At 65.1% G+C, this 14,434-nt stretch carries 10 protein-coding genes; 1 reads left to right on the top strand and 9 read right to left on the bottom strand.

Annotated elements, in window-relative coordinates; all coding sequences use genetic code 11:
* The 9 genes from C2L65_RS21690 to C2L65_RS21650 all read right to left on the bottom strand — a co-directional run bounded on the left by C2L65_RS21690 (nucleotide 1) and on the right by C2L65_RS21650 (nucleotide 13,896).
* Nucleotides 1-456, bottom strand: a complete 456-nt coding sequence (locus C2L65_RS21690; protein ID WP_007579117.1) for a (2Fe-2S)-binding protein — start codon at nucleotides 454-456, stop codon at nucleotides 1-3.
* A gap of 304 nt (nucleotides 457-760) precedes the next feature.
* Nucleotides 761-5,452, bottom strand: coding sequence for a cellulose synthase subunit BcsC-related outer membrane protein (locus C2L65_RS21685; RefSeq protein WP_052426973.1), 4,692 nt, complete (start codon nucleotides 5,450-5,452; stop codon nucleotides 761-763).
* A complete protein-coding gene (gene bcsZ / locus C2L65_RS21680; protein ID WP_042314252.1) occupies nucleotides 5,425-6,633 on the bottom strand; it encodes a cellulose synthase complex periplasmic endoglucanase BcsZ in 1,209 nt (402 codons plus the stop codon). Before bcsZ ends, C2L65_RS21685 begins: the two co-directional genes overlap by 28 nt.
* Before the next feature lies 1 nt (nucleotide 6,634).
* Nucleotides 6,635-9,199, bottom strand: coding sequence for a cellulose biosynthesis cyclic di-GMP-binding regulatory protein BcsB (bcsB, locus tag C2L65_RS21675; RefSeq protein ID WP_042314253.1), 2,565 nt, complete (start codon nucleotides 9,197-9,199; stop codon nucleotides 6,635-6,637).
* A gap of 3 nt (nucleotides 9,200-9,202) precedes the next feature.
* On the bottom strand, nucleotides 9,203-11,434 hold the full coding sequence (gene bcsA / locus C2L65_RS21670; RefSeq protein ID WP_042314255.1) for a UDP-forming cellulose synthase catalytic subunit: 2,232 nt from the start codon (nucleotides 11,432-11,434) through the stop codon (nucleotides 9,203-9,205).
* On the bottom strand, nucleotides 11,431-12,219 hold the full coding sequence (gene bcsQ / locus C2L65_RS21665) for a cellulose biosynthesis protein BcsQ (protein ID WP_042314257.1): 789 nt from the start codon (nucleotides 12,217-12,219) through the stop codon (nucleotides 11,431-11,433). Before bcsQ ends, bcsA begins: the two co-directional genes overlap by 4 nt.
* Nucleotides 12,216-13,067, bottom strand: a complete 852-nt coding sequence (gene bcsP, locus C2L65_RS21660; protein ID WP_042314258.1) for a cellulose biosynthesis protein BcsP — start codon at nucleotides 13,065-13,067, stop codon at nucleotides 12,216-12,218. The genes bcsQ and bcsP overlap by 4 nt, the downstream gene beginning before the upstream one ends.
* Before the next feature lie 104 nt (nucleotides 13,068-13,171).
* Nucleotides 13,172-13,636 (bottom strand): cellulose biosynthesis protein BcsD, encoded by a 465-nt coding sequence (gene bcsD / locus C2L65_RS21655; protein WP_042314259.1) that lies wholly within the window; start codon nucleotides 13,634-13,636, stop codon nucleotides 13,172-13,174.
* Nucleotides 13,637-13,725: 89 nt separating this feature from the next.
* Nucleotides 13,726-13,896: a hypothetical protein gene (locus C2L65_RS21650; protein ID WP_156132380.1), complete on the bottom strand. Its 171-nt coding sequence runs from the start codon at nucleotides 13,894-13,896 to the stop codon at nucleotides 13,726-13,728.
* Nucleotides 13,897-13,967: 71 nt separating this feature from the next.
* On the opposite strand from C2L65_RS21650, the gene C2L65_RS21645 reads away from it, so the two are divergent.
* Complete coding sequence (locus C2L65_RS21645) at nucleotides 13,968-14,372, top strand: hypothetical protein (RefSeq protein ID WP_425273191.1); 405 nt, start codon at nucleotides 13,968-13,970, stop codon at nucleotides 14,370-14,372.
* The last annotated feature ends 62 nt before the right edge of the window (nucleotides 14,373-14,434 follow it).

Below are 14,434 nucleotides of genomic sequence, written 5' to 3'. Positions count from 1 at the left end.
TCATGCCTCCTTCGCTGCCTGCTTCACAGCAGCGCGGATGCGGTTGTACGTGCCGCAGCGGCAGATGTTGCCCGCCATCGCCGCGTCGATGTCGGCGTCGCTCGGGTTCGGGTTCTGCGCGAGCAGCGAAGCCGCCTGCATCACCTGTCCGGACTGACAGTAGCCGCATTGCACGACGTCGAGATGCCGCCACGCCGCCTGCACTTTCTTGCCCGCGGGCGTGTCGCCGACGGCTTCGATCGTCGTGATCTTCTTGTCGCCGACAGCCGCGATGGGCAGCACGCAAGAGCGCACGGCAACGCCATCCAGATGCACGGTGCATGCGCCGCATTGCGCGATGCCGCAGCCGAACTTCGTTCCCGTGAGACCGACGATATCGCGCAGCGCCCAGAGCACGGGCATGTCGGGCGGCGCATCGATGGTATGAGACTGGCCGTTGATGTTCAGCGTTGCCATGAGCGTATCCGTAAGTGGGGGTTTTTGTTTATCCGCCGACGCCCAACAAAATCCGGTCGACAACCGCGCTTTGTTAGACGTGGCGTGCTAATCACGCGAGACCGGCGAGTGCATACGCACTGCGTCGACCTGTTACGCATGGACATTCAGGGATCGGGTCGATTGATTGTAGTGGGACGTAAAAAAACGTGCGTGCGAAGTGCCGGCGGCCGTCCGGGACGATCGCGGACTGCCGCAAGCGTGCTTGCTGCAAGGAGAGCAAAGAAGCAACGCGGTCACCGCGTTGCTTCTTCAGAGAACGCGCTCAGTCGTTCACGGGAAGGTACGACGACCGGACGGGAGAGGGCGGGAACATGCTCAGGCCCGTCTGCTTCGTGAATGCATACCGCACGTAGACGGCCGCGACGAACTCGCGGTACTGATAGGCGTTGCCGAACGACGCCGCCGCGCCCACGGCGAGTTGCGGCGCGAGCTGATATTCGCCAACGGCATCGATCGAGTACGACACGCCCGTCTTGCTTTGGCCAGGATAGACGGCGTCCGGATCGACAACCGTCGAGCCCGCTGCCGCGTTCGCCACCCGGGCGGCGTTGGCTGCCGCGCTCTGATAGGTACTGTTCGTCGGGAAGTAGTCGGACGCATCCTGACGATAGTGCTGCACGCCGATCGACGCTTTCAGATCGTAGGTGAATGGACCGTTGCGACCCGTGTACTCGATCGGCAGATTCAGAATCGCATATTGCTGCGGGCTGAAATACCCTCCCTGGCCGAACGTGAAGTACGAGAGGTTCTTGTCATAGTGCATCAGCGTCGCATTGACACCGACGGTCAGCGTCTGGTCCGCGTCTTTCACGAGCCGCGTATAGACGCCGCCACCGCCTTTCACGGCATTGTTCGACGCGACGTTACGGCCCGTCAGATAGTCCCATGATGCATTCGCATAAAGGCCATTCGTACCATCGTCCCAGCCGACGTCGCCACGCAACCCATTCGACGTCACGCCACCCCAGTCGAGGCCCGTCGCCGTATCGTGCGCGCCCGCGTAGGACACGAGACTGTCGGTGACCGCGCGGCGCGCGCCCGTCAACTTGTACGACACCTTGTCGGTGATGCTGCCGCGATATTGCAGTCCGCCCACGATGTTCTGCTCGCGGAAGCCCCACGGCGTCGCCCCGATATCGGTCTTCAGTCCGCGCCACTCATAGCCGACATCCGCGCCGACGCCGCTCGCCGTCTGCGAGCCGGGCAGCACTGTGCTGGTGCCGAAAGCCTGGGCCGAACCGAAACGCGACAGCGTGTTCACGCTGTTGCTCGGCGTGCCCGCATCGAGCGTGACGGGCGTGACTTCGATGGTCACGTGGCCGTCGCCCGCGCGGATGCGGCCTTGCACTGGCGCTTCGATATCGGTCAGGTTAGACAGGCCGTTTTCGCCGTCGCGATTGCGGAACTGGATGCCGCCGCTCACCGTGCTGGTCTGTTCGCGGTTGATCTGCGCAAGTTCTTCCTCGACGGTCAGCGGCTGCGGCTGCGTGGGCTGCGGATATTGCCGGTTCTGCTCGTCCTGCATCTGCGTGTTGCGCGTTGGATAAGGCGCGGGCGGTTGCGGGACGTAGGGCACGAGTCCGTAGCCCTGGTTCGTGTAGCCCTGCTGCGCATACGGCTGCTGCGCATACGCCTGCTGCGGCGGTTGCGGTTGGTAAGGCTGCTGATACGCCTGCGGCTGCGGATACGGCTGTTGTGGATAAGGTTGCTGCGGATAAGCCTGCTGCTGCGGATAAGGTTGCGCGTAACCCTGTTGCGGTGCGCCGCCCTGCTGATAACCTCCCTGCTGCTGCGCATACGCCGCATTGCTGTTCGACGTACGCGCGTTCTTCGTCGTCCGTTTCTTCGAAGCCGGCTGCGCGTTCACTCCCTGTGTCGCCTGCGCCTGCGCGGCGGCCTGCGACTGAGGCGACATCGGCCACGGTGTGCTGATGTCAGCCGGTTGCGCGTACACCGGTTGCTGATATTGCTGCGCGGGCGCCTGCTGCTGATAGCCCTGCTGATACGGTTGCTGATAAGGCTGAGCATAGCCCTGCGCCGGATACGCCTGGCCCGGCGCAAGCCCGCCGCCCGACTGCGACGAGCCATATTGATCGGGCCCGTAGCCGTCCGCGTCCGACGTTCCGCTTCCCGTCACTGCCGCTTGCGGCGCGAGCGTCTCCAGCGAGTTGATCTGCGAGGCCGGCTGCGGCTGCGGCGCGACGTACGGCGCATTAGGCGCGCTGACCGGCTGCGTCGGCGGAATATAGGCAGGCATGGCTGGCATCGGAGACGGTTGGGTCATGAGACCGGTATTCTGCGCCGGGAACGGCACACTGTTCGACGCATCCGCCGACGCCCGGTTCGCAAAAGGATTCGTGCCAGGCAATGGAATCGGCCCTCTCGGGCGCAACGGCACATCCCAGCCGCTCGGCACGGGCTGGCCATTGGCGCCCGCCGCCGTCCCGCCGGGACGCGCAAGCGGCGCGTTCTGCGCAATCAGCGCACGCTGGAAATACTGCGCGGCCAGACTGTTCCTGCCCTGCGCACGATACATGCGGCCCATCGCGGCGAGCGCATCCGGATTGCTCGGCGCGATGCGCAACGCCTGCTTCAACGTCGATTCGGCGAAGTCGAACTTGCGGATCTGCGTCGCCGCGCCCGCCGCGTTGAGCAGAAGGCCCATGTCGGTCGGATTCTGCGCGAGCGCGAGGCGATACGTCGCGAGCGCATTCGCGTTGTCATTGTTCGCGGTGTACAGACGCGCGAGCGCCGCCAGAATGTCGGGATCGTTTGGCCGCGCGGCAAGCCACGGCGACAGCACGTCGAACGCGCTCGCCAGGTCGTTCGCCTGACGCAGCGCATCCGTGCGCCGCACGACGATCGCCACGTTGATCTTCTCGAAGTCGCTGCGTTGCTGGCCCGTCAGCTGCATCGATGCGAGCCGCCGCATCACCTCGCCCAGTTCGATGTCCTGACCCGCGTTCAGCAGAATGCCCGCGTCGGTGAGCAGCAGCCCCGGATCGTTCGGCGCGCGCGCGACGGCGCTGCGCACCATCATCAGCGCGCGCGGCGTGTCGCCCGTGTTCACATAGGCTGACGCGATCGCACCGATCAGCTCGGCATTCGTGCCCGCAACGGGTTCCGCGTTCTGCAGCAATCCGCGCGCCTGCGCGACGCGCCCGCTCTTCGCGAGCGCCACCGCTTCGTCGCACTGCTGATGAACCCACAACCGATGCTGCAGCACCGCCATCGCATCGGTACGTTTGTTGAGCGGAATGCGTTCGAGTTGCGACAGACCGTAGCGCCAGTCCTGCATATCCGCCGCGAGCAGCGCGCTCGCATAGAACGCGTCGGGCATGTCCGGATGCAGCGCGATCAGGCCATCCATGATGCTTTTCGCATTTGCATACGCGCCCTGCTTCGCGTAGATGCGCGCGAGGTCAAGCCGCAACCACGGATCGTCGGGATTGCTCAGCAGCGCGTCTTCGAACAGGCTACGCGCATTGCCCAGATCGCCGCGCGCTTCGGCGGCACGCGCCTGCGCAGCTTGCGCCTCGCCGCGCAGACGGTCCGCGCCGCCCACTTTCTTGCGCTGCTCGTCAGTCAACTGGTTCGCGAAGCTGAGCGCTTCGTCGCCGCGTCCCTGCGCGGCGAGTGCGCCGACCAACCCACGTATTGCATCGGGATTGTCGGCCTGGCGGCGCAACGCCATCCGGAACGCCGCTTCCGCGCCGCGCGGGTCGCCGCTTTGCATCAGCAGATCGCCGAGCGCGGTTTGCGCCGTGACGTCGCCGGGACTCACGGCAATCGCTTTCTCGAACGACGCCTTCGCTTGCGCGAGGTTGCCGTTGCTCTGTTCGCCGAGACCTTCGCTCGTGTACATCCAGTACGTCGCGCTATTGAGCGCCTCGCGCCAGCGCGCCGCGCCGCCCGCCTGCGATGCGCGCAGCAGGTACTCGCGCGCCTGCGCGAACTGCTCCTGCTTGAGCAGCGCGACGCCCATGCCGCCGAGCGCGTCGCCATCGTTCGGCGCACTGGCGAGCACCGATGTGAATCGTGCCTTCGCCGTCACGAGATCGCCGCGATCGAGCGCCGCGAAGCCTTCAGCGATCGTGCGGCCGCGCGAGTCGGCACCCGCGTTCTGCTGCGCGCGCTCGCTGGCGCGCCGGTCTTGTTCCGCAATCGAGTCGGCGCGCGCCTTGACAGCGGCATCGTCGGGGACGGCAGACAGATACGCCTGAAAGAGCGGTGCATCGGATGCGCGCACGCCGAGCCACAACAGCGCCTGACGCCAGGCCGCCTTCGCCTGCGCGCCGACCACGGAATCCTTCGACAACTGCGCAAGCTGCTCGATACCCTCGCGCCGATTCGCTTCGCGATACGTCAGATGCTGCGCATAGGCAAGCGCGAAGCGCGGATCGTCGGGATGCTCGCGCGCCAACTGCTCCAGCCCGCGACGTGCCTCCTCCCAACCTTGCGGCGACGAACCCAGCGTCTGGTAGTACTCCAGCGCGAGCTGCGGATTGGTCGGCTTCGAGCCGAGCGCCTGCCGGTAAGCCTGCGCCGCCGATGCCTGCTGCCCGGCCTGCGCGAGACGCCGCGCGTCGTTGACGGCCTGATCGGTCGGGCTCGACTGACCGAGACGCCGCGCGAGTTCGTCGATGTTCGGATAGTTCGGCGCGGCCTGGCGCAAGCGCGCGAGATACTGCTGCGCACCCGCGCCGTCCTTGCGGTCGGACATCACGATGCCCATGCCATACAGCGCGTCGGGCTGCTTCGGATCGATGCGCAAGACTTTCAGCCACGCCTGCTCGGCGAGATCGCCGCGCTTGTGCGACTGCCAGTACTTGCCCTGATCGATCAGGACGCTCATCGGATCGTTCGGCTGCGCCTGCGCGAATGCCGACGCCGCCGCGCCCGCACCGAGCGTGAGTGCGACGCCGATTACGAGCGCGCGTTGGCGGATTGGCATGAGTTCTCCCAGCGCGGCACGATACGGCCGTTTTCATCGAAGCGGTAGCGGCCGTCTGCGGACCCTGTACCGAAGAGCATCAACACCTCGTCGTAATAGACAGGCTGGTTTTGAGTAGCCTGGCCTGCGCCTGGTGCAGGCGCGGGTGTAGGTGTGGCGAGCGAGGCCAGATGCGTTTGCGCGAGCCCCGCCGCGCGCGTGTCGCCGAGCGCGCGGAAATACGGCAGCAGCGCGCCCCAGAAACCGATCGGGCCTTCGCCGCTCGCGTTGCCCGTGGTTGTCGCGACCTTCTCGGGCGGCACGCCCGTCTGCGCGATCCGGTCGCGCATGCCGTGCAATGCGGCGAGCCACGGCTTCGCGAGTGGATCGGCGGGTGCAGTCAGCCCTGCCCACAGATAGACGCGAATCGCATCGTAGCTGCCCACGTCGCCCTTTTGCGGATCGACGACGAACTGGCCATCACGATAAGCGGCCCAGTCCGGCGCGAAGCCGAGCGGCGCAGACGTCTTGACGAGCTTGAATGCATTGTCCGCGACGCGTGCCCACGGACCGTTCGGCGCTTGCGCGGCGAGCGCGCGCAGCAGCGGCAACGGCAGATAGCTCGGATTCAGGCGCGTCGTGCCGCCGTTGCGGAAGCCTTGCGGACCGGGCAGCAGCATCGGACCGAGGCCGCGCAGATCGGCGACTTCCTGCTTCTCGATCTGCGTGACGAGCGCATACGCGAGCTTCGTGTACGCCGGTTCATGCCACAGACGGCCAGCCTCGAACAGATCGTAGGCGATCCACAGGTCCGAGTCCGCCGCCGAGTTCGGGTCGAGTACACCATATGAGCCATCCGGCTTCTTGCCCCACTGCCACGAAGGCAGTTTCACGTCGTCGCCGTCGAAACGTCCCGCCGACAGATTCGCGCGCGTCCAGCGCAACACGCGCTCGAAGGTCGCGCGGTCGTTCGCGACGAGGGCGAAGAACATGCCGTAGGACTGACCTTCCGACGTGGTCTGCTGCGTGGGCGTAGAGAAATCGACGACACGTCCGTCCTGCTGCACGAAGCGCGACACGAACGCGCGATACGCGGACCAGTCGTCGCACGTCGCGGCGTGAGCGTGACCCGTCATGCCGACCATGACACCCGCGCACGCGAGCACGGCGTGCAACGGGCGTGAGAAAAACGACGCCCGCATATCAATCCTTCAGCCGGCGCGCAGCGACCGCGCGCAACAGCCGGTAGAAGACAGCCGCGATGATCAGCGCCGCGATCAGCCCGGCGAGCAGCAACAGCAGCGGATGCACAGACAACGCCCAGCGCATGTACTCGATGGGCGACAGGTGGCCCACGTAATACACGTCGCCGTTCGACACCACTTCGAGTGTTCTGCCGCGCACCACGGTCAAGCCGCCCTGGATCGACTGGACGAGATCGGCGTCGAGCATCGCGTTGGTCAGATCGGTGTCCGACTGACCGGGCGCCGAGATCAGCGCGACCACGCTACGGCCTTTTTCGAGCGGCGACTGGAAGCCGGTGATGATCGCGTCGCCCGACGAATTCACCAGCGACAGGTCCGCGCGCCCCGCCGTGCGCACGCCGCCGCGATCGCCGTGCCACCAGTTGGCGATGCGGAACGACACGTTCGAGAACTGCATGCGGCGTGAGTCGTCGGCGGTGGAAAACGGCATGTCCTTTTCCCATGTCGTCAGTAACGGCTGCTGGCCGGGCGCGCCGATCAGGAGCAGATCCTTGTCGGCGAGACGCTGCACGTCGGCGGCCGTCGCGACGGTCACGGCCGTGACGGGATACGCCGTCGACGCGCCCATACGGCCCATCACCGTCAGGTACACGCTGTAGTCGCTCGGGTTCGCGTTGACGGGCAGGATCACGGCCGTCTGCGACAGGTCGGCGAGCTTCGTGAACGGCCAGCCGCTGTTCGCGAACGCGGCCAGATCGGGCAGCGCCATGTAGTGCGGGAACGATGACAGATCGATGGTCGAATCGGGATCGATCTCGCCGCGCACATTGTCGAGCACCTGCCCCTGGCATTCGCCCGTCTTCGGCATGTCGTAATAGAAGTGGAAGCGCAGCTGCGCCTGCGACGCGAGCAGATGCGGCGGAATGTAGATCTCTTTCGACGCGGGCGCCGTGTGGTCCGGCAGCATCCGGTTCAGATAGCGGCCGAGATCGAGCATCGACGACGACTGCGCGGGAATGCGCAGCGCCTGCACGAAGTTGTTGTTGACGCTGATGTTGAGCGTCGAACGGTCCGGCGCGGGGCGCACGGTGAAGCGGTAGCGCAGGTCGATGGGCACGCCCTTCGTGCGCCACGTGAACAGATCGGGCGCGACACGCAGGTCCACGCGCACGACGTCGCCGTTATAGCCGCGCACGGACAGATCTTTCGGCACGGCCAGTTCGCCAAAGCGCACGGGGCGATCGGTCGGCAGCCAGCCTGGCGCGTCGTACGGTTGGCGCGCGCGCGGCGCGTCGACGTGCGTGATGGTCTGCACGGTGCCCGACAATGCCGCCTCGCCGAGCGACAGCGCGTTCGCGGCGATCTTCAACTCGCGCGCGTCGCGGCCCAGCACAAGCAGCAGTTTGCCGTGCGCGGGCGCTTCGCGATCGACGACCGCAAGCATCGGCCCGTTGATGGCGGGCAGCGTGACGCCCGCGGGCCGTTCGTCGTTGGTCGCGAATACGACGGCATTGCCCGACAGCGGCGCGTTGTCGAGTTGCGCGGGAAACAGCGCGCCGCGATAGCCGGCCAGCGAGCCGAACCACGAAGCGACCGCGCCCGCCGCTTCGAGCGCTTGCGGCGAAGGCTTGGCGGCGAACACGAACGGCAGTTCGAGGCGGCGAATGTCGCGCCGGTCGAAGAACGGCAGCGGCAGCGCGCCCAGATCCGGCTTGGCTGCAAGCGATGCGAACGTGAGATCGAGCGTGCTTGCGTTGCTGACGGTCGCCCACAGTGCGCTGCTCGCCGGGTCTTCACAGCCCTGCGTGTAATGGCCGATCAGCTGGACGTTCAGATGATTGAACTCGGTAATCAGGCGCGGTTCGAGCGGAATGTCGCGCGCGAGCAGCGTGCCCGCCTGCTCGCGCGGCAACGGCAGCGTCGCCGCCACTTCGCCGTTCACGAGCACTTTCAGATGCGACAGGTTCGACAGCAGCGACGGCGAGTAGCTATAGATCAGATGCAGGTTCGCACCCGTCACGACTTCATCGGCGCGCACCGAGAACGGCACGCCGTTCTGGCCGTCGACGCCGCGCAGTTGCAGCGGATCGAGTGCGCCCAACTGCGCGAACGTGAAGGTCTGACGGCGTCCGCCCGACACAGCCGTGCCGTTGTCGGCCGTGGTCGGCATCGTGTCGCGGCCGCCGCGCACGACTGCAAAGGGTTGCGGCGCCGGCTCCGCGAACGCGGGCTGCTGCCCCGCGCGCGGATCGACGGGCTTCGCGGACGGCAGCGGCGGCAAGCCATTGCTGGCGGGCGCGGACGGCACGAGCGGCGTCGTGCTGGGCGTCGTTCCCGGCTTCGCCGCAAGTTCGGCGCGCGTGGCGGGAATCGCGCCCGGCGAGGTGGAAGGCGTGGCATCGGATGCGGCCTGCACGGTCGGCAGCGTCATCGCAAACAGCAACGCGGCCAGCGTCGCGCGCAGCGGCAAGCGCAAGCCGTTACGCGTCAGCGAACGCACGGTTCGACGCAAACCCGCCCGCTTCGTCGCTGAACGAGCGGCCTCGTATCGCAAGATCCCCATACGTTATTTTCCATTCTTCGTGTCGTTTGCTGCGGTCTTGCGTCTACCGCTCCATGTGCGCAGGTCGGCGTACAGATGTTCGAACAGCCCGCCGATACCGCCCACGCCAACCCGCATCACATGCGACAGGCTCCTGAGCGGCGTGTCGACTTCGCGCCCTTCGGCCCAGCCGGTCCAGGCGTCGGCGCGCGCGAACGTGCTCTGCACGAAGTCGAGTTCCTGCTCGCGCGTCATCGGCGCGAACTTCAGGCCGACGCGGCCCGGCACCGAGTACGTGACGTCGGCGGGAAACACGAACTCTTCGTGGCCGCGAAACAGCGACACGACCACGCTCTCGTGCAGCGGCACCTGGATGGCGGCAGGCAATTGCAGCGCGACGCCGCCTTCCGCGTAGTCAACCGTTTCGCAGACGAGCGTGCGGCCCGTCGAGAAGCGCAGCGACGCCGGAATGCGCATCGCCACGCGATGCGTCGAGCGCACCTGGCGCTGCTCGCGCGCCGCCGCGACGCTCGCGCCGAGAATCAGCATGTTGTAGCCCGTCCACGCGAGGTTCAGCACCGTCGTCTGCACTTCGCTATGCGAACTGGAATTCAGCGCGATATGCACGCAGCCGACGATGAAGCCGAGCAGGTTCAGCGCCAGCAGAATCAGGTAAGGACGCGAAATGCCCCAGTCGAAGTACTGCTCGTCGATGCGCCCGCCCTTCGCCGTCACGTTGAACTTGCCGAGCTTCGGGTTGATCAGCGCGAGCAGCGTCGGCGCCGTGATGTACGACGCGAGCACCGATTCATAGACTTCGGACCAGAACGAATGGCGGAACTTCTGCTGCATCCGCGAGTTCGTGATGTTTGCGTGGAACATGTGCGGCAGCGCGAAGATCGCGATCGTGCCCGCCGCCGCCTGGATGATGTGCGCGTTGAAGAACAGGAACGATAACGGCGCGGTGAGGAACACCAGACGCGGGATGCCGTAGAAGAAGTGCATCATCGCGTTCAGATAGCACAGCCGCTGGCCGAACGACAGGCCGCGCCCCGTGAGCGGATTGTCGATGCGGAAAATCTGCGTCATGCCGCGCGCCCAGCGGATGCGCTGGCCGATGTGGCCACCGAGACTTTCCGTCGCCAGGCCCGCTGCCTGCGGGATCGACAGATACGCGGTCGTGTAGCCGCGGCGGTGCAGCTTGAGTGCCGTATGCGCGTCTTCCGTCACGGTCTCGACAGCGATGCCGCCGATCTCCTCGACCATCGTGCGGCGCAAGAGCGCGCACGAACCGCAGAAGAACGTCGCGTTCCACAGGTCGTTGCCGTCTTGCACGAGACCGTAGAACAGTTCGCCTTCGTTCGGCACCTTGCGGAACGTGCCAAGGTTTTTCTCGAACGGATCGGCGGAAAAGAAATGGTGCGGCGTCTGCAGCATCGACAGTTTCTTGTCGCGCAGGAACCAGCCTAAGCCCACTTGCAGGAACGAACGTGTGGGGATGTGATCGCAGTCGAAGATCGCGAAGTATTCGCCGTCGGTGATCTTCAGTGCCTCGTTGATGTTGCCCGCCTTCGCGTGGCGATTGTGCGAGCGGATCGTCCACGCGACGCCCACTTCCTCGCAGAAGGCCTTGAACTCTGGGCGGCGGCCATCGTCGAGCACGTGAATGGACAATTTGTCTTTTGGATAATCCAGCGCGATCGCCGCGTAGATGGTCGGCTTCACCACCGACAGCGGCTCGTTATAAGTGGGAATGAAAATATCGACGGTCGGCCAGGCGCTGCGGTCCAAAGGCAGCGGCATCGGCTTGCGCCTGAGCGGCCACGCGGTCTGGAAGTATCCGAGCATCAGCACGAGCGCCGCATACACTTCCGCCGACACCAGCAGCAGACCCCATACGGCGTCGAGCGGCCGTTCCCAGTATGTCGTCTCCGTCAGACGCCAGTACATATAGCGGCCCGTCGCGATCACCGACAGCATGATCATCACGAGCGTCGCGTAGTGCCCTTGCGCGCGGCGAAACAGCATCGCACAGACGAAGCAGCAGATCGCAAAGGTGAGTTGCTCGCCGAACGCGAGCGGCACCGTGAACACGAAGAACAGCGCCGCCAGCGCGAACAGCACGAGCAGGATCGTGACGGGCTTGCTGCCCAGAATGCGCCCGTCGATCAGATGCGACGCGAGGCGATCGAAACGCGAGCGGCGCGGCGCCGCGTTGTCGGCGGCGTCGAGGATGTCTTCGGGAGCGGTGCTCATGCGACGTTCCTCGGCAGCCTGGCCTGACCGTTCAGGCGCGTGCCCAGCCAGTCCCCGCATGCGCGCAGATCGGCGGCCGCCTGGCTGTGCGGATCGTAGTGGATCACGGTCGTGTCGTACGCAAGCGATTCGCTCACGCCCTGGTCGAGATGGATCACGCCGGGGAACAGATGGTCGTCGAGCGCATCGCGCAACACTTTGACGACGTCTTTGGTGAGGCTGCGGCTCTGGTCGACCTGGTTGATCACGTAGCCGTAGCCGATGAAGTCCTGACGCGGCAACGCGTAAGTCTGGATCAGCCGCTCCATCTGCGGAATCGCCGCATAGGAAGCGGCATCCGCGATCACGACGTTCAGCACGAAGTCCGCGGCGACCAGCGCGGCGCGCGTGTAGGCGGTCGCGCCCGGTGGCGTGTCGATCAGCACGATGTCGTCGGCATCGAGGGCGAGCGCGTCGAGCGATTCGCGGATCAGATAGGGATCGGCGTCGAGCTGCGCTTCGAACACGCGCCTGTCGTCTTCGTTCAGCGCGCCATGCGGCAGCGCCGTAATGCCGTCGATCCCGTCGAACATCACCGTGCGCCACGATGCGCCCGCGAGCGTCGCACGGGCGACGCCGTCATAGTTGTCGATGGGAATGCCGAAGTGCAGACGCAGCGCGTTTTGCGGATCGAAGTCGACGGCGATCACGCGGCGTCCGTTCGAGCCCAGCACCGAGGCGAGATTCGCGGCGAGCGTCGTCTTGCCGACACCGCCTTTAGCCGAAACAACGGAAACGACTCTCATGCGTCACCATCCGCCTTGAAGCGCGATCTGAAGGTGTCGCGCAGTACACGGCCAGGCGCCGCCGAGCCATGCGACAGGCGGGCGAACAGCGATGACAGGTCTTTTGACGGCGCGTTGGCGGGTGCCTCCGGCTGGGACGTATTCGTGCCGCCGAACAGCCCCGAGAGGATCGAACCGCCCTGCTGCCGCGCGGTCGCCTGCGGCTTGGCACGCGCGGCTTCCACGGCGGGATTCTCAAATGGGGCACGAGCAAACGTTTGGCCTTGTGCGAAAAAAGGGGCGGCCTGGACGGGTTGTGCTTCGCGCTGCGGCGCGGCATCGCGCGACGCCGGCGAAGCCGGGGGCGTTGCAGGCGCTGCGGCAACCGTCGATGCAGGCGGGACGGGCGCGGGTGTTTGAGCAGCGGGCGCGGCCGACATGCTCGGCGCATTGGCTGCGGCATTGGTGCGATCGGCAGTAGCCGCGACGGTGGGCGGCGGGCTGAAGCGATTCGCGCCCATTTGCGCGGGAGCGACGGGCGGCGGCATCGACGCATGGCGATGGCCGCGCGCGAATAGCGGCGGGCGCGCCGGTCCAGTGGATTCGGAGCCGGCGGGCGTGGCGACCGTGTCTGCCCGTTGCGCCGCGGGTGCGGGCGACGCCTGAGGTGCCGGTTCGGCGCGCACCGCCGGCGACGCGGGACGGCCCGCGTCCGGCACGGGCCCGACGTGCGCGATGTCGAGCGCGTTCAGCAATGGCCAGCGTAGCGCGGCATGCTTCGCGTCGTCGTCACGCGTCACCTCCTGATATTGCCCGGCGTCGCCACCGAAGCGCCGGAACAGATTACCGACGTCGTCTGAAACGCTCATGATGTTTCCTCTGCTTGTCCTGCGCATCCCTGTACTGCGACAGCGCTAGCTGTCCGCCCACTGTTTCACTATATGGTTAACGTCGTCGTTGGGGTCTAGTTTAGTCAGGGCGCCTTCAACAGTCTGAATTCGTATGTGTGCGCGTTGGCGCTTTGATATTCCTGTAGTGCCAGCGAGCCCGCGCCCAGTTCGTGCAGCCAGTGCTGATACGCGCCTTCGAGAAAAGCGGAAGCCCACGGCGCGGCCCGTTCACCGAACGCGGCAAGCGGCGCGCAGCAATGTTCGATGGACAGATAGTCGTCCCGTTCGGCAAGGCGAACGAAACCCCAGTCGAGCCCGGACCATATGCTGTTGAGAAACGCAGCGAGATCGTCCAGCGTCGTACACTCGCCCGCCGGGTGCTTCGCAGCAAAGCGCGCGCCAATGCGCGACATCAGCACGCGCAACTGTGACGTATCAATCTGCGTCTCGAACTCTTCGGCGAGTGCGGTCAGAAAGCCGCGCCATTGCACGGAAGTCTGATGTCGCGTGTAATAGTCGAGCAAGGTTGCCGTGTGTTCGTCTTGCATGTCCGGGAGGTTGATGACGTGTGCCTGGGGTTTGACCGGAAGACGCTGCTTCCACTATCGGACACCGTCACGCAGACAGACTGCTATGTTCAGCGAATCTTCATAATGGGCGCCGCCAGCATAGCATCGTTCAGTTGCCTATAAAAAAGCAACCGGCATGGTTTCTGATGTGGAACGCAGACGACGAAGCGATTATTTTGCGCTTGCTCTTTCGCTTCGGCTCTGGGCAGTTCAATGAATGTTTCATTCGAAATGCGCATTTTCTTCCATCTCATACATGCAAGCCAGCTTCACGTATCTTTCAATGCATTACTGCTTCCGGAGTCAAACAATGAAGATCAACGACGAGCGCGCCATTCAGTTTCTTGGCGAGATACGCAAGCCGCTACTCGTGCTGCATAAGGCGATACTCGATCACGAGCGCGCCTTGTATGAGAAGGAGTTTGGCCCCGTGACGCCCGCGGCGTTCCTGCAGGTGCTGATCAATGGATCGGGCTTTCGCTGGCTCAATCCGTTGTCGGTGATGATCGCGAATGTCGACGAGATTCTCGATGACGATGAAGCAACCAGCGCCGATCGTTTTGGCGCCGTTGAATCTGTTGTCGGTCTTTTCTCAGAAGACTTACCAGGCAATATTTTCCTGCCGCGTTATCGGCAAATTTTGCAGAACAGTCCTGACATACTGCATGCGCATGGACAAATCGCGCCGATATTGAAATCGCTTGAAGCGGGTTGATTAATCGACTCGTTTGTTTCGCATTTGAGTCGATGTATGAGAAACGGAAACTGGCATGGGCT

The sequence above is a fragment of the Paraburkholderia terrae genome (genome assembly GCF_002902925.1).
GTDB lineage: Bacteria > Pseudomonadota > Gammaproteobacteria > Burkholderiales > Burkholderiaceae > Paraburkholderia > Paraburkholderia terrae.
The sequence above is the reverse complement of the archived record's forward strand: the minus strand, read 5'-3'. Positions and strand labels throughout refer to the sequence as shown.

What these genes read in the sequence shown, in the direction of transcription:
- C2L65_RS21645 (WP_425273191.1), top strand. Translation starts at nt 13,968, where the DNA reads ATGAAGATCAACGACGAGCGCGCCATTCAGTTTCTTGGCGAGATACGC.
- bcsP (WP_042314258.1), bottom strand. Translation starts at nt 13,067, where the DNA reads ATGAGCGTTTCAGACGACGTCGGTAATCTGTTCCGGCGCTTCGGTGGC.
- C2L65_RS21650 (WP_156132380.1), bottom strand. Translation starts at nt 13,896, where the DNA reads ATGCGCATTTCGAATGAAACATTCATTGAACTGCCCAGAGCCGAAGCG.
- bcsD (WP_042314259.1), bottom strand. Translation starts at nt 13,636, where the DNA reads ATGCAAGACGAACACACGGCAACCTTGCTCGACTATTACACGCGACAT.
- C2L65_RS21685 (WP_052426973.1), bottom strand. Translation starts at nt 5,452, where the DNA reads ATGCCAATCCGCCAACGCGCGCTCGTAATCGGCGTCGCACTCACGCTC.
- bcsB (WP_042314253.1), bottom strand. Translation starts at nt 9,199, where the DNA reads ATGGGGATCTTGCGATACGAGGCCGCTCGTTCAGCGACGAAGCGGGCG.
- bcsQ (WP_042314257.1), bottom strand. Translation starts at nt 12,219, where the DNA reads ATGAGAGTCGTTTCCGTTGTTTCGGCTAAAGGCGGTGTCGGCAAGACG.
- bcsZ (WP_042314252.1), bottom strand. Translation starts at nt 6,633, where the DNA reads ATGCGGGCGTCGTTTTTCTCACGCCCGTTGCACGCCGTGCTCGCGTGC.
- C2L65_RS21690 (WP_007579117.1), bottom strand. Translation starts at nt 456, where the DNA reads ATGGCAACGCTGAACATCAACGGCCAGTCTCATACCATCGATGCGCCG.
- bcsA (WP_042314255.1), bottom strand. Translation starts at nt 11,434, where the DNA reads ATGAGCACCGCTCCCGAAGACATCCTCGACGCCGCCGACAACGCGGCG.